Origin of the sequence: Curtobacterium sp. SL109 (assembly GCF_026672405.1) — a bacterium.
Lineage (GTDB): Bacteria > Actinomycetota > Actinomycetes > Actinomycetales > Microbacteriaceae > Curtobacterium.
This window is the reverse complement of record NZ_JAPPRB010000002.1, coordinates 139,666-159,500: the sequence shown is the minus strand read 5'-3', so window position 1 is coordinate 159,500 and position 19,835 is coordinate 139,666. Positions and strand designations below refer to the sequence as shown.

General features: G+C 71.0%; 21 protein-coding genes, 1 tRNA gene and 1 riboswitch. Of the genes, 8 read left to right on the top strand and 14 right to left on the bottom strand.

What is annotated here, in order from left to right; all coding sequences use genetic code 11:
* Positions 1-41 precede the first annotated feature (41 nt).
* From OVA28_RS02060 to clpS, 5 genes are read right to left on the bottom strand one after another with little or no spacing between them, the layout of a single operon-like run.
* Positions 42-1,520 carry an MFS transporter gene (locus OVA28_RS02060; RefSeq protein WP_268095583.1) on the bottom strand — a complete coding sequence of 493 codons (1,479 nt, stop codon included), beginning with the start codon at positions 1,518-1,520 and terminating at the stop codon, positions 42-44.
* An 18-nt stretch (positions 1,521-1,538) separates the two neighbouring features.
* A complete protein-coding gene (locus OVA28_RS02055) occupies positions 1,539-1,964 on the bottom strand; it encodes a MarR family winged helix-turn-helix transcriptional regulator (protein ID WP_194661517.1) in 426 nt (141 codons plus the stop codon).
* Positions 1,965-2,013: 49 nt separating this feature from the next.
* On the bottom strand, positions 2,014-2,943 hold the full coding sequence (locus tag OVA28_RS02050; protein WP_268095582.1) for a GNAT family N-acetyltransferase: 930 nt from the start codon (positions 2,941-2,943) through the stop codon (positions 2,014-2,016).
* Positions 2,940-3,404: a DUF2017 family protein gene (locus OVA28_RS02045; protein WP_268095581.1), complete on the bottom strand. Its 465-nt coding sequence runs from the start codon at positions 3,402-3,404 to the stop codon at positions 2,940-2,942. Before OVA28_RS02045 ends, OVA28_RS02050 begins: the two co-directional genes overlap by 4 nt.
* Positions 3,405-3,412: 8 nt before the next feature.
* Positions 3,413-3,730, bottom strand: a complete 318-nt coding sequence (gene clpS / locus OVA28_RS02040; protein ID WP_268095580.1) for an ATP-dependent Clp protease adapter ClpS — start codon at positions 3,728-3,730, stop codon at positions 3,413-3,415.
* A 37-nt stretch (positions 3,731-3,767) separates the two neighbouring features.
* A riboswitch (ZMP/ZTP riboswitch) is annotated at positions 3,768-3,853 on the top strand.
* 172 nt (positions 3,854-4,025) lie between these two features.
* Between clpS and glyA the strand changes: the two genes are divergently transcribed.
* The 3 genes from glyA to OVA28_RS02025 all read left to right on the top strand — a co-directional run bounded on the left by glyA (position 4,026) and on the right by OVA28_RS02025 (position 6,759).
* Positions 4,026-5,240 carry a serine hydroxymethyltransferase gene (glyA, locus tag OVA28_RS02035; RefSeq protein ID WP_442780817.1) on the top strand — a complete coding sequence of 405 codons (1,215 nt, stop codon included), beginning with the start codon at positions 4,026-4,028 and terminating at the stop codon, positions 5,238-5,240.
* Positions 5,241-5,278: 38 nt separating this feature from the next.
* A complete protein-coding gene (locus OVA28_RS02030; protein WP_268098138.1) occupies positions 5,279-6,190 on the top strand; it encodes a tetrahydrofolate dehydrogenase/cyclohydrolase catalytic domain-containing protein in 912 nt (303 codons plus the stop codon).
* Between the two features lie 65 nt (positions 6,191-6,255).
* Positions 6,256-6,759 carry a hypothetical protein gene (locus tag OVA28_RS02025; RefSeq protein ID WP_268095579.1) on the top strand — a complete coding sequence of 168 codons (504 nt, stop codon included), beginning with the start codon at positions 6,256-6,258 and terminating at the stop codon, positions 6,757-6,759.
* 316 nt (positions 6,760-7,075) lie between these two features.
* On the opposite strand, the gene galK is transcribed toward OVA28_RS02025, so the two are convergent.
* Positions 7,076-8,212, bottom strand: coding sequence for a galactokinase (galK, locus tag OVA28_RS02020; protein ID WP_268095578.1), 1,137 nt, complete (start codon positions 8,210-8,212; stop codon positions 7,076-7,078).
* The gene (galT, locus tag OVA28_RS02015) at positions 8,209-9,306 is read right to left on the bottom strand and encodes a galactose-1-phosphate uridylyltransferase (RefSeq protein ID WP_194661511.1); all 1,098 of its coding nucleotides are present in this window, start codon (positions 9,304-9,306) and stop codon (positions 8,209-8,211) included. Before galT ends, galK begins: the two co-directional genes overlap by 4 nt.
* Before the next feature lie 64 nt (positions 9,307-9,370).
* On the opposite strand from galT, the gene OVA28_RS02010 reads away from it, so the two are divergent.
* Both OVA28_RS02010 and OVA28_RS02005 read left to right on the top strand, forming a co-directional pair.
* Positions 9,371-10,210, top strand: a complete 840-nt coding sequence (locus OVA28_RS02010) for a DeoR/GlpR family DNA-binding transcription regulator (RefSeq protein ID WP_268095577.1) — start codon at positions 9,371-9,373, stop codon at positions 10,208-10,210.
* Complete coding sequence (locus OVA28_RS02005; protein ID WP_268095576.1) at positions 10,207-11,139, top strand: aldose 1-epimerase family protein; 933 nt, start codon at positions 10,207-10,209, stop codon at positions 11,137-11,139. The genes OVA28_RS02010 and OVA28_RS02005 overlap by 4 nt, the downstream gene beginning before the upstream one ends.
* Positions 11,140-11,232: 93 nt before the next feature.
* Here the strand turns inward: OVA28_RS02005 and OVA28_RS02000 are convergent, their stop codons facing one another.
* The 3 genes from OVA28_RS02000 to OVA28_RS01990 all read right to left on the bottom strand — a co-directional run bounded on the left by OVA28_RS02000 (position 11,233) and on the right by OVA28_RS01990 (position 12,958).
* The gene (locus OVA28_RS02000) at positions 11,233-11,553 is read right to left on the bottom strand and encodes a hypothetical protein (RefSeq protein ID WP_194661508.1); all 321 of its coding nucleotides are present in this window, start codon (positions 11,551-11,553) and stop codon (positions 11,233-11,235) included.
* Positions 11,554-11,731: 178 nt separating this feature from the next.
* A complete protein-coding gene (locus OVA28_RS01995) occupies positions 11,732-12,715 on the bottom strand; it encodes a helix-turn-helix transcriptional regulator (RefSeq protein WP_268095575.1) in 984 nt (327 codons plus the stop codon).
* A gap of 170 nt (positions 12,716-12,885) precedes the next feature.
* Positions 12,886-12,958, bottom strand: a tRNA-Lys gene (locus tag OVA28_RS01990).
* Between the two features lie 62 nt (positions 12,959-13,020).
* Between OVA28_RS01990 and OVA28_RS01985 the strand changes: the two genes are divergently transcribed.
* The 3 genes from OVA28_RS01985 to OVA28_RS01975 all read left to right on the top strand — a co-directional run bounded on the left by OVA28_RS01985 (position 13,021) and on the right by OVA28_RS01975 (position 15,601).
* A complete protein-coding gene (locus OVA28_RS01985; RefSeq protein WP_194630306.1) occupies positions 13,021-13,650 on the top strand; it encodes a DNA-directed RNA polymerase subunit beta in 630 nt (209 codons plus the stop codon).
* A gap of 500 nt (positions 13,651-14,150) precedes the next feature.
* Positions 14,151-14,750, top strand: coding sequence for a sigma-70 family RNA polymerase sigma factor (locus OVA28_RS01980; protein WP_071273485.1), 600 nt, complete (start codon positions 14,151-14,153; stop codon positions 14,748-14,750).
* A complete protein-coding gene (locus OVA28_RS01975) occupies positions 14,747-15,601 on the top strand; it encodes an anti-sigma factor (RefSeq protein WP_268095574.1) in 855 nt (284 codons plus the stop codon). The genes OVA28_RS01980 and OVA28_RS01975 overlap by 4 nt, the downstream gene beginning before the upstream one ends.
* A gap of 94 nt (positions 15,602-15,695) precedes the next feature.
* On the opposite strand, the gene pstB is transcribed toward OVA28_RS01975, so the two are convergent.
* From pstB to OVA28_RS01955, 4 genes are all read right to left on the bottom strand, one after another.
* Positions 15,696-16,475, bottom strand: coding sequence for a phosphate ABC transporter ATP-binding protein PstB (gene pstB / locus OVA28_RS01970; protein ID WP_194661504.1), 780 nt, complete (start codon positions 16,473-16,475; stop codon positions 15,696-15,698).
* Between the two features lie 19 nt (positions 16,476-16,494).
* Entirely contained in the window at positions 16,495-17,574 is a 1,080-nt protein-coding gene (pstA, locus tag OVA28_RS01965) for a phosphate ABC transporter permease PstA (RefSeq protein WP_194661503.1), read from the bottom strand.
* 14 nt (positions 17,575-17,588) lie between these two features.
* Complete coding sequence (gene pstC / locus OVA28_RS01960) at positions 17,589-18,539, bottom strand: phosphate ABC transporter permease subunit PstC (protein ID WP_194661502.1); 951 nt, start codon at positions 18,537-18,539, stop codon at positions 17,589-17,591.
* Between the two features lie 88 nt (positions 18,540-18,627).
* Positions 18,628-19,737: a phosphate ABC transporter substrate-binding protein PstS gene (locus OVA28_RS01955; RefSeq protein WP_194661501.1), complete on the bottom strand. Its 1,110-nt coding sequence runs from the start codon at positions 19,735-19,737 to the stop codon at positions 18,628-18,630.
* Between the last annotated feature and the right edge of the window lie 98 nt (positions 19,738-19,835).

Here is a 19,835-nt window from a genome sequence, read left to right as displayed (position 1 = left end):
CCGGCCCCGTCACGCAGCCCCTGTGGACAACTGGTCCGGCCCTACGCCTCCGCCCCGCGCCGCAGCGCCCGGTCGCCGATCGTCAGCGCGCTCAGCACCACCGCGATGCCGACGATCACCCACCCGAGCACGTGCAGGTCCGGCGTCGTCGGAGCCTGCCCGAACACCCCGCCGATGAGCGAGGACGCCGCGATCGCCCCGATGTACACGCTCGTGCGGGACAGCCCAGCGGCCGTGCCGATCGACTCCGGCGGCACGATCCGGTACAGCGCCGCCTGGTTCGACACGGACGCCAGTGCCTGCGGGATCCCGAACAGCGCCGGCGCGAGGGCCAGCAGCACGATCGACGACCCGGTGTGCAGGCCGAGCAGCAGCAGTCCGCCGAGGACGGGCACCGTCGCCGCGATGACGAGCGGCCCGCGCACGGTGGTCCGGCGGGCGACGAGGACCGAGGCGAGCCCGGCGACCACCGCCGCCGGCAACTGGAGGTAGCCGGCCTGGTCGCTGGAGTACCCAGCGACGTCCTGCACCCACTGCGAGAACCCGTACGTCATCGTGTACGCGAGCATGTAGACGAGGAACAGTCGCAGGTAGGTGCGGGTCAGGGCCCCGTTCCGCGCGAGCATCCGCACGTCGACGAACGGCCGGGTGGCGCGCAGCTCCCAGAGCACCAGGGCGACGAGCAGCACGACCGCGACGCCGAGCAGCCACCACAGGCGCGCCTGGATGTCGAGCAGGAACACGAGCAGCGCCGACACCGTGCCCGTCATGAGCACCATGCCGAACGGGTCGAGCGCCGTCAGGACCGGCACGTCGGCGTCGTACCGCGGACGCAGTCGGTCCGACGGCAGCCAGAGCCCGGCGACCACGAGCCCGAAGACCGCGAGCGGCACGTTCACCAGGAAGATCGCGTGCCAGCCGAACCCGGCGATGAGCGCGCCGCCGAGCGGAGGGCCGGCCGCCGCGGACACGAGCGACGTGATCGAGAGCGCACCGAGGACCAGCGGCGGCGTGGGTTTCCCGATGCGGGCGGAGTGGTGCCGCAGGGTCGTCAGCGCCGCCGGGTACGCGGACGAGGTCCCGATGCCGATCAAAACCCGGGCGAAGACCGCTCCGCCGAAGCCGGTCAGCACCTCGGGCACGAGTCCCGCGATCCCCACCACGACGAGCCCCGCCATGAACACCTTCTTCGGGCCGAACCGGTCCGCCAGCTTCCCCATCGTCGGCTGCGCCACGGCACTCGCCAGGTACAGCGCCGCGACGAGCCAGATCGCCTGCGACGCTCCGATCCCCAGGTCACGGGAGATCGGCGCGAGGGCGACCGACACCATCGTCGTGTTGATCGGGTTCAACAGCGGCCCGACCAGGACCGGGATCAGCAGCTTCGGGCCGAAGCCGCTGCCGGATCCGTGGTCAGCGGACGTCGGGACGGGAGCGGTGGAGGTGGACGTGGTGGCCTGCCTCGGTGCGGTGGCCGGGACGCGACCAGCCAGGAGGCCCGGCGTGCGTCCGCGACGCACCACGGGCCTCCTGGCTGGTCACGACTCGACGAGGGGTCGGAGGATGGCGAACGACCGCGCGAGGACCGCGCGGTCGTCCGGGTCGAGCGCCGCGAGGCGCTCGGCGAGTGTGCGGGTGCGGGCACGGAGGGAGTCCTCGCGCGCGGCGCGGCCGGCATCGGTGGCGGTGACGATCGTGCGCCGGCCGTCGGTGGGGTCCTGCTCGCGGTCGACGAAGCCGAGGTCGACGAGCACCTGGATCGTGGCGCCCATGGACTGTGGGCGCACGCCCTCGGCCCGGGCGAGGTCAGCGGTGGTCGTGGCACCGTCGCGGACCAGGCGACCGAGGGCGGCGGACTGGGAGGCGGTGACCTCGTCGGCCTTGCCCACCAGGGTCGTCCTGCGGATGCGGCCGTGGAGCGCCAGCAGATCGCTGGCGAGGTCGGACGGGTCCGTGGAGGTCATACCGCGACGGTACTACTCCGACAGGTGAACTTGCAAGGCATCCTGTCGATCAGTGGTCGAAGACGATCCGCCGCTTCGCCACGCCGAACCCGGCCCGCTCGAACGCCCGCCACATCGGGGTGTTCGCCGCGTCCGTCGTCCCCACCACCCGGGGTTCGCCTGCCGCGTGGTGCACGCGCAGCGCCTCGGCGAGCAGTGCGTCGACGACCCCGTTCCCGCGGTGCTGCGGGAGGACGCCGATGTAGCTGACGGCGGCGTCGTAGGCCGTCCGGGTGGCCAGGACGAACCCGCGCGTGACACCGTCGGCACCGACCGCGATCCGCCAGTCCTCGCGGCGTCCGGGCAACGAGGCGTAGAACTCGAGGTCGTCCGCCGCGGTGCCCCTGGCGCCGAGCCGGGCGACGGTCGCGCGGGTGTGGTCGTCGAGGCTCCCGACGGTGACCCGGGCGAACAGGTCGAGGAACTCGTCGTCGTCACCGGTCCGGAAGGTCAGGTCCCGGCGGGGCGCTGGCACGCCGGCGTCCGGTGTCCACGCGACGCTGATCCGCTCGGTCGTCCGCGGGAGTCCGGCAGCGCTCGCCGCCGCTGCCCGCCAGGCCACCGACGCCACGGCTGCCGGGTCGTCGCGCCAGTCGACCGCGACGTCGACGATCCACTCGGGGGTCGCACCGAAGGACGCTGCCCCGGCACGGAGGAGCCCCGCGGCGATCGTGACGCGTTCCCGCTCGTCGCGCGCCCCGGGCACGAGCACGTCGTCGAGGGTGGCGGGGACGTCGGCGTCGGCGCCGCCCCACCAGATCGCCCGTCCGACGGGGACGCCGTCGCGCAGCGCGAGCCACGACCACGCCGGGCGGAGGTTGTGCGCCGCCGCCTCGTCCCGGTACCGGTCCGGACCGGTCCACGCGACGGGTTCCGACGTCGTGAAGGCGAGCAGGGCCTCCAGGTCGGCGGTGGTGGACGCGCGGAAGGTGAGCGTCACCGCGGGGCGGTCATCGTCGTGACGAGGTGCTCCTGCAGGTAGCCGAGCCAGTCGTAGACGTCCCGCAGCCCGACACCGTCGACGGCGGTGCTGCTGGCGGCCTCGGTGTCGGCGTCCACGATGCCGAGCCGGTCCGCGATCGTGAGCCGCAGGTCGGTCAGGCAGCGGAGCCAGGACTGCTCGTCCTCGGCGGTGAGGGCGCCGTTGCGGCCTCCGGTGAGCCACGCGTGCACGGTGTCGGCGTTCGTCGCCTTGCCGGTGCGGAGGTCGTCGCGGGTGTAGCGCCGGAACTCGGAACTCGCCTGGCGGTCACCGGGGTAGGCGTCCGGGAACATCCGCAGGGTCACGGGGTCGGAGTCGAGGTCCCCGTCGAGGATCTGCTGCAGCTGCTCGACCAGGCTCGTGAGCACCGAACGCTCGCCGGACGCCAGGCCGAGGTGGATGCCGTCGGAGCGGCGCACGAAGGGGATCACTCGCCGGCTGCCCGGTCGACGGTGGCCTGCAGGCCGTAGCCGTGCATCGCCTCGACGTGGAGCTCCATCTGCTCCCGGTTGCCCGTGGCGACGATGGCGCGTCCCTCGGCGTCCACCTGGTGCATGAGCTGCTCCGCCGTCGTCCGCGGGAACCCGAAGTAGGTCTGGAAGACGTAGGTGACGTAGGACATCAGGTTGACCGGGTCGTCCCAGACCACGGTCACCCACGGCACGTCGGGCCGCACGCTGGCACGGGTGTCGAGGTCGGCATCGGTGTCGGCGCGCTCGTCGACGGACGGGAACGACAGGGGCATGCAACCAGGGTGACACAGGCCGGGCGGCTCGGTACGATCGTGGTGTCGCGACTGGCGTCGGATGGGTCACCATCAGGGAGCGACACTCGACACGGTGCGTGGCCGTCCGCCTGGGCCACGCCGACCGATCCTCGCCGCCGGCTCGTTCGGCTCGTCACCAAGGAGACCCGTGTCCATCACCGATCTGCCCCCGTTCGTGTCCGAGACGTCCGGCGCCGCGGCGGAACCCGCTGCCTCCGACGCCGCCGCTGCTCGCGCCGCGTTCAACGCCCCGCTCAGCGAGGTCGACCCCGAGATCGCCGCCGTCCTGCAGCAGGAACTCGGCCGCCAGCGCGACACCCTCGAGATGATCGCGTCCGAGAACTTCGTGCCCCGCGCCGTGCTCGAGTCCGTCGGGTCCGTGCTCACGAACAAGTACGCCGAGGGCTACCCGGGCAAGCGCTACTACGGCGGCTGCGAGTACGTCGACATCGCCGAGTCCCTCGCCATCGAGCGCGCCAAGTCTCTGTTCGGCGCCGCCTACGCCAACGTCCAGCCGCACTCCGGCGCCACGGCGAACGCCGCGGTCCTGCACGCCATCGCCTCCGCCGGCGACACCATCCTGGGGCTCGAGCTCGCTCACGGCGGCCACCTGACCCACGGCATGAAGCTCAACTTCTCCGGGCGCATCTACAACGCCGTCTCGTACGGCGTCGACCCCACCACGTTCGAGGTCGACTACGACGACATCCACGCCAAGGCCGTCGAGCACCAGCCGAAGGTCATCATCGCCGGCTGGTCGGCGTACCCGCGGCAGCTCGACTTCGCGAAGTTCCGGGAGATCGCGGACGAGGTCGGCGCCAAGCTCTGGGTCGACATGGCGCACTTCGCCGGCCTCGTCGCCGCCGGTCTGCACCCGTCGCCCGTCCCACACGCCCACGTCGTGTCCACGACCGTGCACAAGACCCTCGCCGGTCCGCGCTCGGGCCTGATCCTGTCGAACGACGAGACGCTGTTCAAGAAGCTGAACTCCGCCGTGTTCCCGGGCCAGCAGGGTGGTCCGCTGATGCACGTCATCGCGGCGAAGGCCACCGCGTTCCTGCTCGCCGGCACGCCGGAGTTCAAGGACCGCCAGGAGCGCACCATCCGCGGCGCCCAGGCCCTGGCGTCCCGCCTGACCGCTGACGACGCCAAGGCCGCCGGGGTCGACGTCCTCACCGGTGGCACCGACGTGCACCTGGTGCTCGTCGACCTGCGCGAGTCCGAGGTCGACGGCAAGCAGGCCGAGGACCTCCTGCACGAGGTCGGCATCACCGTGAACCGCAACTCCGTGCCGTTCGACCCGCGCCCGCCGATGGTCACCTCGGGTGTCCGCATCGGCACCTCGGCCCTGGCCACGCGTGGGTTCGGCGACGCCGAGTTCACCGAGGTCGCGGACATCATCGCGCTGACGCTCATGCCGAACCCGGACGTGGCGGCGCTCTCGGCGCGGGTCAAGGCCCTGACCGACGCGTTCCCGCTCTACGCGTGAGCGGCACCGTGGCTCCCCAGCCCACCGCGGTGGCTCCCCTGCCCACCGCTCGGTGGGCAGGGGAGGACTCGGCCGTGCGCATCGACGGCACCGCCCTCGCTGCCCGCACGCTCGAGGAGCTCCGCGTCCGCGTCGGCCGTCTGCACGAGCGCGGCATCCACCCGGGCCTCGGCACGATCCTGGTCGGGGAGAACGCCGGCTCGCTGTCGTACGTCGCCGGCAAGCACCGTGACTCGGCGCAGATCGGCATCGAGTCGATCCGCCTCGACCTGCCCGCGACCGCCTCGGCCGCCGACATCCGCGCCGCGATCCTGCAGATGAACGACGACCCTCGCGTCACGGCGTTCATCGTGCAGCTCCCGCTGCCGGAGGGCATCGACCCGACGCCCATGCTCGAGCTGATGGACCCGTCGAAGGACGCCGACGGCCTGCACCCGACGAACCTCGGGGAGCTCGTGCTCGCTGTCCCCGGTGGTGCCGGCACGATCGACGCACCCCTGCCGTGCACGCCTCGGGGGATCGTCGAGATGCTCCGCGCGTACGACATCCCGATCCGCGGCAAGCACGTCACGATCATCGGCCAGGGTCTGACGGTCGGGCGCCCGCTCGGCCTGCTGCTCACCCGGCTCGAGGCCACCGCCACCCTCACCCACTCCCTGACCGCCGACGTCGCCGCCGAGTGCCGCCGTGCGGACATCGTCGTCGCCGCCGCCGGGGTCGCCGGACTGGTCAAGCCCGACTGGGTCCAGCCGGGCGCCGCGGTCATCGACGTGGGCATCACCCGCGTCGTGGACGACGAGACGGGGAAGGCCAAGCTGCACGGCGACGTCGACCCCGCGGTCGCGTCCGTCGCCGGCTTCATGTCGCCGGTCCCCGGTGGCGTCGGACCGATGACCCGGGCGATGCTCATGAAGAACGTCGTCGAGGCCGCGGAGCGCCGGCTGAAGTAGTAACCGACGCGTTGGCGTCGCGCCGAGGCGTTGCCGTCGCGTCGGCTCGGCGCTACGTTCACCCCATGGGGGAGAACGTGGTGACCGTGCCGGTGATGGCCGTCGAGGGGCGGCGCTCCACGTTGCGCGGGTGGATGGTCGTCGTCGCCACGATCGTCAGCCTGTTCGTGCTCGGGGTGCTCGGCACGTGGAGCGCGAGCGCCGGCTACGGCGGGGTCGACGCGGACGGCCATTGGACCGACGCGTCCGGGGTCGTCGTCGCCGCCGCACCAGCGACGGTCGAGGCCCTCGGCCACCCGTCACCCCTCGCTGTCACGCTCATCGTGCTCGTCGGCGTGCTCGGCGTCGTCGTGCCGCCCACGCTCGCGCGGTGGGGTCGCGAGCGCCTCGGTCGCACGTTCCGGGTCGCCGCCGTCGTCGCGCTCCCGGTGCTCGTCGTCGCCGCGGTCCTGGTCTACGGGGTGTGGGAGAGCCACGTCGTGATGGACCAGATCCAGCACCAGGTGCTGCCGGTCCACGCCTTCCCCCTCAGCGGCACGACGATCACGATCGGCCACATGACGCGCTGAGCGCGGCGCTGCGTGGCGCTGCCGCTCGGCCGAGTCTCACCTCTGCGGACATCGCGCGGCGTCGGCAAGCCGCAGGACGTCCGCCCACCCGAGGCTCGGCCTGAAGGCTCGTGCCGACCCCGGCAGGCGGGCCGCGGCGAGGGAGCCGCGGCGCGGACCGGCGCCGAACAACCGAAACCGGCTCGCGCCACGGAAGTTCGTGGCGCGAGCCGGTTTCGGCTGTGCGACGCCAGGCGACGCCGCGTGACGGCAGCGCCGGCTGCAGCGCCGGCTGCAGCGCCGCTGCAGCGCCGCGGCGCCGGCCGACGCGCCCGCGTCAGCTGTCGCGCCGCGCGCCCTGCGCCGCGTGCACCGTGAACACGGTCGGCTCGCGGAACCCAGCGTCCGAGAAGGCGGCGGTGACGGCCGTCGCGATCGTCTCACGGGCCTCCCGGTCGACCACCGCGATCGCCGACCCGCCGAACCCGCCACCGGTCATCCGCGCCCCGACGGCCCCGTTCGCCATCGCGGTCGCGACGGCCAGGTCGAGCTCCGGCACGGAGATCTCGAAGTCGTCGCGCATGGACTCGTGCGACGCGACGAGCAGGTCGCCGATCGCTCGGGCGCCCTGCTCGCGGAGGGTGCGGACGGTGTCGAGGACGCGCTGGTCCTCGGTCACGATGTGCCGCACACGGCGGAAGGTCTCGTCGTCCAGCAGTTCCTGCGCCCGCGGCAGGTCGTCCACCGCGACGTCGCGCAGGGCCTCGACCCCGAGGACCTGCGCCCCCTTCTCGCATGATGCCCGACGTGCGGCGTAGCCACCGGTGGCGTGTGCGTGCTCGACGCGGGTGTCGACCACCAGGACCTCGAGCCCCTCGGCCTGCAGCGCCATGTCGACCACCGCGGTGTCGAGCGTGCGGCAGTCGAGGAACACGACGGCGTCCTGCTCGCCGAGCAGCGACGCGGACTGGTCCATGATCCCCGTCGGCGCACCGACCGCGTGGTTCTCGGAGTACTGCCCCACGCGGGCGAGCTGCTTGCGGTCGAGGCCGAGCTCCCACAGGTCGTTGAATGCCAGCGCGACGCCGCACTCGATCGCGGCGCTCGACGACAGGCCGGCGCCGACGGGGACGTCTGACTCGATGTAGATGTCGAGGCCGGTTGCCCGGGACAGGTCGGCACCCTGCTCCTGCAGTGCCCAGGCGATGCCGAACACGTACGCCGACCAGCCGTCCATCGCGTCGGGCGACAGCTCGTCGAGCGACAGCGACACGACGGTCTCCGGGTCGAACGCCGAGGCGACCCGCAGCAGGCGGTCCGCACGCGGTGCGATCGACGCCGTGGTGCGGCGGTCGATGGCGAAGGGGAGGACGTAGCCCTCGTTGTAGTCGGTGTGCTCACCGATCAGGTTCACGCGGCCGGGGGCGGAGTACCGCACCGTCGGCTCGTGCCCGAACACCTGCTGGAACGTCATGCTCGTTCGATCCCTCCTCGGATGAACTCGGCCGCCTTCTCGGGGACGAGGTCCCCGATCCATGCGCCCATGGCGGCTTCACTGCCGGCCAGGAACTTCAACTTGTCCGCCGACCGACGCGGTGACGTGATCTGCAGCATCAGCCGGACGGTGTCACGTCCGGTGTGCACCGGCGCCTGGTGCCACGCGGCGATGTACGGGGTCGGGTCGCCGTAGAGCGCGTCGAGCCCACGGGTGAGTCGCAGGTGCATGTGCGCGAGCTCGTCCTTCTCGGCGTCGGTCAGCCCGGCGAAGTCCGGCACGTGGCGGTGCGGCAGCAGGTGGATCTCGATGGGCCAGCGCGCGGCGAACGGCACGAAGGCGGTGAAGTGCTCCCCGGCGAGGACGACCCGCTCGGACGCGCGCTCGTTCGCCAGGTGCTGCTCGAACAGGTCCGGACCGAACCGCTCGATCGATGCCAGCAGCCGTTGCGTGCGCGGGGTGACGTAGGGGTAGGCGTAGATCTGCCCGTGCGGGTGGTGCAGCGTGACGCCGATCGCCTCGCCGCGGTTCTCGAACGGGAACACCTGCTGGATGCCGGGCATCGCGGAGAGTGCGGCGGTGCGGTCCGCCCAGGCCTCGACCACGGTGCGGGCGCGGGACTCGGAGATGGACGCGAACGAGCCGGCGGTCTCGGGGGAGAAGCAGACGACCTCGCACCGGCCGACCGAGCGCAGCTGGCGGTTCAGTCCGACGTCCGACAGGGACGCGAGCGACTCGGGGGCGTCGTCGGCGTCGAGGGCGGGTCCGAACGACGGGGACCGGTTCTCGAACACGGCGACGTCGTACCGACTCGGGACCTCCGACGGGTTCGCCGCGGTCTGCGGAGCGAGCGGGTCCTGGTCGGCCGGGGGCAGGAACACGCGGTTCTGCCGGGCGCTGGCGATCGAGACCCACTCGCCGGTGAGGACGTCCTGGCGCATCCGTGCCGTCTCCGGCCGCGGGTCGAGCGTCCGCTCGTCGATGTGCCGTTCGGCGGGCAGCTGCGTGTCCGCATCGTCGAAGTAGATGAGGTCGCGGCCGTCCGCGAGCTTCGTCGCGCGCTTGGTGATCACCCGGACAGCCTAGCGAACGAACGAAGGATTGCGAAAGTGATCGGAAGCAGACGAAACTGTCCCCGTGAGCGACGACGACCTCTTCCTCGCCGGCACGATGCCGGCGCCCCTGCGGCAGGACCGCATCGTCGCCATCGTCGACGGCGCCCCCGGCCTGGTCCGGACCGCGGCGCTCGCCGCAGCGCTCGGCACCAGCGAGGTGACGGTCCGGCAGGACCTCGCCGTCCTCGACCGGGAGGCCCGGGTCAGGCGGGTGCACGGCGGTGCGGTCCGCCCCGGGGTCGGGTCACCGGAGCGGCCGTTCGAGGAGACCGCCGTCGAGCACCGGGCGGCCAAGGCCGCGATCGGCCGCGCTGCCGCGGCGCTCGTGCGGTCCGGGGAGTGCGTGGTGCTCGACGTCGGCACGACACCGGCAGCCGTCGCCGAGGCACTCGTCGCCCGCGAGGACCTGGTCGACGTCACCGTCGTCACGAACTCCCTCACCACGGCCCTGGCCCTCGAGCGCGCGGTGCCGCGGTTCACGGTGGTCGTCACGGGTGGCACGCTCCGTCCCCTGCAGCACTCGCTCGTGGCGCCGTTCAACGGCACGGTCCTGCCGATGATCATCGCCGACGTGGTGTTCCTCGGGGGCACGGGTGTCGACGTCGAGCACGGCCTGACGAACGTGAACCTGCCCGAGACCGAAGCGAAGCGGATGCTCGCCGCGACGGCCCGGCGTACGGTCGTGGTGGTGGACGGCTCGAAGTTCGGCCGTGCGCACATCGGGGTCGTCCGCGGCCTCGACGACATCGACGTCATCGTGACGGCGGAGGCCCCGTCGGAGCTCGTCGAGCACGTACGAGCCGCCGGGGTCCAGGTCGTCGTCGCCGACGACACCGCACCGGGAAGGAACCACAGCGCATGACCGCAGCACCCACCGGAGGCCAGTACCACCTCCGTCACACCGGCCCGGACGGGGTCGTCGAGGCCGTCGTGACCGAGGTCGCCGCCGGCATCCGCCAGCTCACCGTCGCCGGGTTCGACCTCACCGAGCCGTTCCCTGCGTCCCAGGCGCCCGCCGGCGCGAACGGCATCGTCCTGGTCCCGTGGCCGAACCGCGTCGCGGGTGGCGTCTGGCACCTCGACGGTGCAGCGCAGCAGCTGGACGTCTCCGAGCCGAAGTACGGCAACGCCTCGCACGGGCTGCTCCGGTTCTCGCCGTACCGCGTGGTGGACCAGACCGAGTCGTCCGTCCTGCAGCAGGCCACGATCCACCCGCAGCACGGATGGCCCTTCACCCTCGAGACCCGCGTGCACCACGAGCTCGTCGACGACGGCATCCGCATCACGCACGTGATCACGAACCGCTCCGACGTGCGGGCACCGTTCGCCGTCGGCGCCCACCCGTACCTCCGCGCCGGCGACACCCCGGCAGAGGACCTCGTCGTCACGCTCGACGCCGCCACCGCCTTCACCGTCGACGACCGCAAGATCCCGAACGGCACGCAGCCCGTCGAGGGCACCGACCAGGACCTCCGCGCCGGCCGTCGTGCCGGGGACTCGGACCTCGACACCGCCTACACCGACGTCACCCCCGGCAGCGACGGCATCCGTCGGACGACGATCCACGGGCCGGAGGGCGACGGCGTCGAGCTGTGGCAGGACGCGTCCTTCCCGTACGTGCAGGTCTTCACCTCCCGCGAGTTCCCCCGGGGCGACGGCAAAGGCCTCGCGGTCGCGGTCGAGCCGATGACCGCGCCTGCCGACGCCCTGAACTCGGGCGAGGGCCTGCGTTGGCTCGAGCCCGACGAGACCTGGACCGGCTCGTGGGGGATCCACCGCGTCTGGTCCTGAGCCCGCCGGTCGGCGCTCTGCTGGACGAACGAAGGCCCCGCCGGTCAGCCGGCGGGGCCTTCGTTCGTGGTCAGTGGCGTCGAGTGTGGCGCGTCAGGCGCGACGCATGCGGAGGGCCTCGACCGCGAGCGACTCAGTGGCGTACCGGCCGATCTCCTGGGCCCACGCGGGGTCGTCCCCGCGCAGGGCGAGGAACTGCTTGCGCTGCCGGCACACGTACCCGAGGACGCTCGAGCCCGTGGCGACCTCGACGAAGTCCGTGCGGATGTGCCGGGTGGTGACCTGTGCCCTGCGGCGGAGGGTGTCCAGCAGGAGCCGGTCGCTCATGGTGGTGTTCGTCGCTGCGGCGAGCTCGACGATGCGGCGCGCTTCCCCGGTGGTGCTGGTGTGCGTGGCGTCGATGTGCTCGATCACGGTGTACCCCGTTCGTTTCGTTCCTGGTGGTGCGGTCGACCCACGAGCAGTGGATCCGGGAACGACACTAACGGCGTGGACCCACCTGCCTGCTGTGGATCGGCCGGTGTGCGCAGTGGGTTCACCATGAGAACGCTGGGGACGGGTTGTACCCCGCGACGATGGCAGGGTCAGTGCGTCACTGTCGCAGCGTCTGGCGAGGGTACTCCCCGAACCGGGTGGCGTAGGTCGAGGAGAACCGACCCATGTGCGCGAACCCCCAGCGCCGGGCGACCTCGGCCACGGACGACGACCGCGGGTCGAGCGACTGCAGCTCCTCGTGCGCGCGGCTCAGTCGGACGTCCCGCACGTAGGCCATCGGCGTCGTGTCGAGCGTCCGTTGGAAGGCGTCCTGGGTGCCGCGGACGCTCAGCCCTGCGGCCCGGGCGATGTCGGCGACGGTGAGTGGCTCGTGCACGTGCTCGTGGATGTACTCGACCGCACCGCGGAGTCGTCGGTGGGCGGGGTCGCCGGAGTCGGCGCCGAGGAGATCGGCCTGCAGCGGGTACAGGGCCAGCAGTGCGCGGGCGACGTCGCGTCGGGCTTCGTGCCAGGCGAGCGAGGCCTGGCCGTCCTCGCGGAGCGTGTGCACGGCACCGGACACCGCGGTCCGCCAGCGGGCGACCGCTGCGGGGTCCTGCGGCGCGGCACGGTCGAACGACAGCGTGCCGTCGACGAGCCAGTGTTCGGCGGCGACGTCGAGGAGCAGGCTGCGGTCCACGTGCACCAGGCGCTGGTCCCAGTCCTCGTACTCCATCTCGAAGCGTCGCTCGACGGGGAACATCGTGGGGACGCCGGGCTGCATCCGGACCTCGTCGCGCCCGACGTCGACCCGCGCCCGCCCACGTTCGAGCCACTGCACGACGACCTCGCCCTCGACGGCCACGTCACCGCGGAGGTACCCGTGCATCTGCGAGCGTCGGATGCTGAGCTGGTCGTCGCCGACACCGACGTAGCGGTACCAGAAGCTCTCGTCGACCGGGCGGGAGTACCAGGCCTTGCCGGCGTACATGCCGGCGAGGGACGTGATCGCCGAGTCGGTGTCCTGCCCGGCGACCGACACCAGGGGCCGCTGTGGCGCGGGGGTGGTCGCTGCGCGGGGTGCGTGCGGCTCGGTGGTCATCGCGGCCTCCTCTCAGAGGACTCGATCCACGCTATGTCGCGTCGAGGCCGAGTTCAACCGTGCCGCGGTCTGCGACCTTTCCGGCACCCCTGGGACACATTGCGCCGACCGGACTCACACGCCCGCCGCGTGCGATCTCACCGAGCGGGAGAGTGAGGACGGGATCGGAGTGGGCCCCGTGGGGCTCGAACCCACGACCCTCGGATTAAAAGTCCGGTGCTCTACCAACTGAGCTAGAGGCCCTCGTCCACCAGGGTATCGGGCGACGGGATGCCCGTGTCACCGGCGCCGCCTACACTTCCCGGGTGCCTCGCGATCACCACCGTCCAGTCCACTTCACCGACGCCGAGTTCGCTGCCATCAAGGGCGGCGAGGACCCCGCGCTGGTGAACCGCGTCGCGCACGAGACCGCCAACGCGCTGCTCCACCGCGTGCGGCAGGACCCGGACCCCGCCGTGGTCGAGCGCCTCGTGACGTACACCGACGTGCACGGGATCGAAGCCGTCGCCGAACTCTGGGCACGCGTGGGGCCGCACACCCTGCCGGGCACCCTGTGGCGGATCTACCTCATGCGCACGGTGATCCGGCAGAACCCGGACGAGGTCGCCTACCTCTTCACCCGCGGCACGGAACGCATCCGGACGATCGACCAGGCCGTCGCCGGCGCCGAGGCACCGACGGGTCCCGCCGAGATCCTCGCGCTCGCGGACAGCATCCTGCACGGGCTCTACACGGGCGACTTCGCGGTGGCACTCGACCGCGGTGCCGCCTTCTGCCGTCTCGCCGCAGCGGGAGCCACGAGCGTCGCGGACGACTCCGACATCACGGCTGAGGAGCGCGCGAGCGTGTTGACCGTCCGTGCCTTCCGCCTGGCCGAGCTCGCCGAGGACCTGTCGGCGGCAGCGGCACTCTGGCGCCGCGACGCCCTGGACTGAGCACGCGGCAGACCGGACCGGCCCGCCGGGCAGCAGCCGAGCCTCCAGGCAGGAACGGCAGTTCCGGCGTGCAAGCACGACGAACGCGACCCGCGAGAGGGCAGAGAAAGACCGGGCCGCAGAAGCGCCTCTCGGCGCGAGGCCGCTCGAAGCGGCGAATTTTGGAGCCCGGGGCTTGCTGCGGCCCGGCGATGTCAATTGTAGGAGACGCAGCCTGTGCGCGCTGCCCTGTTCACTCACGGTGGACAGACCGGTTCCCGGGCGCGCCACGGACGGCTTGCGGGAAACCGCAGCCACCCGGGCCAATCCGACAGGGCGAGGGTGCCGAATCATCAGCGTGACCGACTTCACGGAACGTCACACGGCGAGGTCCTGTGCGACCCGGTCCGGCTCCACCGGCTGGTCAATTCCCTGCGGGTCGTGCAGGCCCTCGTCACAACCTGAACGAAGCAACCTGAACGCCGCACGAACGCACGACACCGGAAGGAGGAAAACCTGCAATGCTTGCCCTCGTGGAACGCGACACCGACAGTTGGAGCTCGGATGAGCCAGCACCCGCGTCGCCGGATCTCCTCCTCCTCCGTGTCGCCCAAGGCGACCAGCAGGCCTTCTCCGAGCTCTACGACGAACTCTCGGGTCGCGTCCTCGGCCTGATCACGCGGCTCCTCAAGGACCGCGCCCAGTCCGAGGAAGTGGCACAGGAGGTCTTCCTCGAGGTCTGGCAGCAGGCCGCCAAGTTCGACACCAAGCGCGGCAGTGCCGCCAGCTGGGTGCTGACCATGGCGCACCGCCGGGCCGTCGACCGGGTCCGGGCCGCACAGTCCTCCCGCGACCGCGACACCAAGATCGGCATCCGCGACTTCGAGTCCGGGTTCGACCAGGTGTCGGAATCGGTCGAGATCCGCATCGAACACGAACGCGTCAGCCGTGCCCTCGGCCGCCTGACGGAGTTCCAGCGCCAGGCAGTCCAGCTGGCCTACTACGGCGGCTACTCGCACAGCGAGATGGCCGAACAACTCGGAGTGCCGATCGGCACCGTGAAGACCCGTCTCCGCGACGGGATGATCCGTCTACGCGACGAGATGGGGGTGACGTCATGACCCAACGACACGACGACCCCGCGCTCCTGACCGGCTCCTATGCGCTCGACGCCCTCAGTGACGCGGAGCGCCACGACATCGAAGAGGCCCTCGCGGCCTTCCCCGAACTCCGCGCCGAAGCCGACTCCCTCTCCGAGACCGCCAGGGCACTGGCCTACGCGGTCGAGCCGATCGAGCCGCCGGCCTCCCTCAAGGCATCGCTGATGGCCGCGATCCAGACCACGCCCCAGGCGTCGGCCGGACCAGCTCACGCCCGTGCCGAGGAGCAGGAACCCGTCCAGGAGGCCCCGATCGCCCCCGTCACGGACCTCGCCTCCGCCGGTGGGTCGGCCAGTGCTGCCGCACACCGTCGCTGGTTCCAGCGTCCCGCTGGGTTCCTCACCGCCGCAGCTGCGGTGGGTGTCGTCTTCCTCGGCGTCGGTCTCGGCGCTGGTGGTGTGCTCTTCGACGGAGGCTCGAACCCCGGGCCGACGAGCTCGCAGGCAGCCTCCGGCCTCGACCAGATCTACGCGTCCCCGGACTTCGCTCGGAGCACGTCGTCGGTCAAGGGCGGCGGGACGGCCACGGTCGTCTGGTCCGACCAGCTCGGCAAGTCGGCCGTCATCCTCGACGGCGTGAAGGCCGCGCCCAAGGACAAGACCTACGAGCTCTGGTACATCGGTTCCGCGGAGTCCGGCGGCACCATCGAGTCCGCTGGCCTGATGAACGACGTCGACGGCGGAGTCCGCTCGGCGGTGCTGAGCGGCTCGAAGTCGCAGGGCGCCACCGTGGGCATCACCGTCGAGCCGGCCGGTGGGTCGAAGCAGCCGACGACGACGCCGATCGTCGCGGTCCCGACCACGTCCGCGTAGCCGGCGGAGCAACGCGAAGAGGCCCGGTGCCGTCCTGTGGGACGTGCACTGGGCCTCTTCTGCGTCGCGTCTCAGGCGACGGACGCGCCGCCGATCAACCGAAGCGGCCGGAGACGTAGTCCTCGGTCGACTTGACGGACGGGTTCGAGAAGATCGTCGCGGTGTCGTCGTACTCGATGAGGTGACCGGGCTTGCCGGTGCCCGCGATGTTGAAGAACGCGGTCTTGTCGCTGACGCGCGAGGCCTGCTGCATGTTGTGGGTCACGATCACGATCGTGAAGTCCTTCTTGAGCTCACCGATCAGGTCCTCGATGGCGAGGGTCGAGATCGGGTCGAGCGCGGAGCACGGCTCGTCCATGAGCAGGACGTCCGGCTGCACGGCGATGGCACGGGCGATGCAGAGACGCTGCTGCTGACCACCGGACAGGCCCATGCCGGGCTTGTCGAGGCGGTCCTTGACCTCGTTCCACAGGTTCGCGCCCTGCAGGGACCGCTCGACGATGTCGTCGGCCTCCGAGCGGCTGACCCGCTTGTTGTTGAGCTTCACGCCGGCCAGCACGTTGTCCTTGATGGACATCGTCGGGAACGGGTTCGGGCGCTGGAACACCATGCCGACCTGGCGACGGACGATGACCGGGTCCACGCCGGGGGCGTACAGGTCGTCGCCGTCCACCTTGACCGAGCCCTCGACGTAGGCGCCGGGGATGACCTCGTGCATGCGGTTGAGCGTGCGGAGGAACGTGGACTTGCCGCAGCCGGACGGGCCGATGAAGGCGGTGACGGTGCGGGGCTCGATCGTCATGTCGACGCCCTCGACCGCCTTGAACTTCGAGTAGTAGACGTTGAGGCCGTCGACCTCGATGCGCTTGGACACAGTGTGACCTTCCGGGGGGCTAGCGGGAGAGCTTGGGGGCGAAGAGACGCGTGATGAACCGGGCGAGCAGGTTCAGCAGCATCACGATGAGGATCAGGACCAGTGCTGCGGTCCAGGCCCGGTCGACGAACGGCACCGGGTTGGCGCCCTGCTGCGAGTACTGCGTGTACGCGAACACCGGCAGGGTCATCATCGGGTTGCCGAACAGGTCGTAGTTCATGCTCGACGTGTAGCCGGCCGTCACCAGCAGGGGAGCGGTCTCACCGATGACGCGGGCGATGGCGAGCATGACGCCCGTCGTGATGCCGGCGAGCGAGGTGGGGAGCACGACCTTGACGATCGTCAGCCACTTCGGGACACCGAGGGCGTACGAGGCCTCGCGGAGCTCCATCGGCACGATCTTCAGGACCTCTTCGGTCGAGCGCACGATGATCGGGATCATCAGGACCGCGAGGGCGATGGAGCCGACCAGGCCGAACCGTGCGCCCGGGCCGAGGAACAGCGCGAACAGCGAGTAGGCGAACAGGCCGGCGACGATCGAGGGGATGCCCGTCATGACGTCGACGAAGAACGTGATGCCGCGGGCCAGGGCCCCACGGCCGTACTCGACGAGGTAGATCGAGGTGAGCAGGCCGATCGGGACACTGATGACGGCCGCGAACAGGGTGATCTCGAGCGTGCCGATCAGGGCGTGCAGGGCACCGCCACCGACGGAGATGACCCCGCGCATCGAGTACGAGAAGAACGCGACGTCGAACCGGGCCAGGCCGTCCGCGAGGACCGTCCAGAGCAGCGACACCAGCGGGAGCACGGCGATGACGAACGCCGTGATGACGAGCGACGTGACCAGGCGGTCGACGGCCTTGCGGCCCCCCTCGACGATCCGGGAGACGACCACGATGAGGACGTCGAACAGGACCGTGCCGAGGAAGACCGCGGCGACGACGTTGAAGTCCTTGACGGCGCCGCCGGCGTTGAGCAGGGCGAAGACGAGGGCCAGGGCGACCCAGCTGCCGGCGAGGAGCAGCCACGGGACGGAGGTGTGCAGCTTGCCGTTGGCGAAGACGTTGCCGCCGGTCGGACGGATTGCGAGGGACATCGGGGTGCGACCTCTCAGCTGACGCGTCGGCGCACGATGTAGCGCGCGAGCATGTTGATGACCAGGGTGATGACGAACAGGATCAGACCGGACGCGATGAGCGCGTTCAGGGCCGTTCCGGACGCCTCGGCGAACTGCAGGGCGATGTTCGCAGCGATGGTCGACGGGTTGAGGGACGTGAGCAGCTTGAACGAGATGTTCGTCGACACCGACAGCACGAGGGCGATCGCCATCGTCTCGCCGAGCGCACGGCCGAGGCCGAGCATGATCGCGGACACGATCCCGGACTTGGCGAACGGCAGGACCGACAGGCGGATCATCTCCCAGCGCGTGGCGCCGAGGGCGAGCGCGGCCTCTTCGTTGAGGGTCGGCGCCTGCAGGAAGATCTCGCGCATGATCGCCGTCATGATCGGGATCGTCATGACGGCGAGGACGATCGCCGCCGTGAGGATCGTGCGACCGGTGCCGGACACCTGCCCGGAGAACAGCGGGATCCAGCCGAAGTACTCGTTGAGGAACGCGTAGAAGGGCTTGACGAACTGCGACAGCACCACGATGCCCCACAGGCCGTAGACGACCGACGGGACCGCGGCGAGCAGGTCGATGACGTAGCCGAGCAGCGGTGCGATGCGCCGCGGTGCGAAGTGCGAGATGAAGAGCGCGATCCCGAGCGCGAGCGGGACCGCCATGACGAGCGCCAGGAGCGCCGACCAGATGGTGCCGAAGACGAGCGGTCCGACGTAGTCCCAGAAGTTCGCCGCCTGGTTGGGCAGCTCGCCGACCTTGGCGGAGAAGGCGGGGATGCTCTGCCAGACGAGGAAGGCGGCGACCAGCGCGAGCACGACCAGGATGAGGCCGCCGGAGATGACGGAGGCGGCGGAGAAGACACGGTCGCCGACACGGACGACGGACTTGGCCTTCGCCGGGGCGAGGGAAGCGCCTTGCTGGACGGGTGCGGAGGTCATGGGGCGTGGGACTCCTGTCGGGAGACGGGGAAGTGCCCGGGTGCCGGTCCGTGGGAGGACCGGCACCCGGGCTCTCGGTGAGGAGTTGTTACTTGATCGAGGCGACCGCGTCAGCGGCCTTCTTGCCGAGGTCCGACGAGAGGGCGGCCGACTTGGCCTCCGTCGCGGCGGCCTTCTGGGCGTCGTCCGACACGACGTAGGTCAGGTACGACTTGACCAGGTCGGCCTTGTCGGCGTCCTTGTACTCCTGGCACGCGATGGCGTAGGAGACGAGCACGAGCGGCCAGGCGCCCTCGGCGGTGTCCTTGCGGTTGATGTCGATCGCGAGGTCGTTCGTCTCGCGGCCGGAGACCGTCTCGGAGTCCGCGACGACCTTGGCAGCGCCGTCAGCGGAGAGCTCGGTGGCCTTGTCGCCGACCATGAGCTTGGCCTTGTCGAGGTCGCCCGCACCGGAGTCGTCGATGTAGGTGATCGCGTTGGTCGCGCCCTGCATGGCCGAGGCCACACCGGAGCCCTTCGCAGCGCCGTCGCCGACCTGGTACGGGAAGGTCTGGCTGGGCGCCTCGGTCCAGACGTCACCGGCGTTCGCCGACAGGTACTCGGAGAAGTTCTGCGTGGTGCCCGAGTCGTCCGAGCGGTGCACGACGGTGATGTTCGCGCTCGGCAGCTTCGCGTCCTTGTTCAGGTCGGCGATCTGGGAGTCGTCCCACTTCGTGATCTTGCCGGAGAAGATGCCCGCGATGGTCTTGGCGTCGAGCGTCAGGTCCTTGACGCCGTCGACCTTGAAGGCGATGGCGATCGGGGAGATGTAGACCGGGATGTCGATGGCCTTGGAGTCCGCCGCGCAGTTCGCGAAGGTGCCAGCGAGCTCCTCGTCGGAGAGCGCTGCGTCCGAGCCGGCGAAGTCCGCCGCGCCGGAGATGAAGTTCTTGCGGCCGGCGCCGGAGCCGTCCGGCGAGTAGTTGACCGTGACGCCGGAGGCCTGGTCCTGGAAGCCGGTGCCCCAGACGGTCTCGGCGGTCTGCTGCGCGGAGGAGCCCGACGCGGTGAGGGTGCCGGAGAGCTTCGAGTAGTCGACACCCGAGGCGGAAGCCGACGAGGTGCTGCCCGCGCCGCCTTCGTTCGCCGCGCACGAGGAGAGCACGACTGCGCCGGCGATCGCGATTGCTGCGATCGAACCGATTCGCTTGATGTTCACAGGGGTCCCTTCGGGAATGTGGAGTGCAGGTGGGACCGCTGTTCAGTCCCGTGGGCCGGTGCCGACCCGCGAGCGACTGTAGGGACGCGAAGTGACCG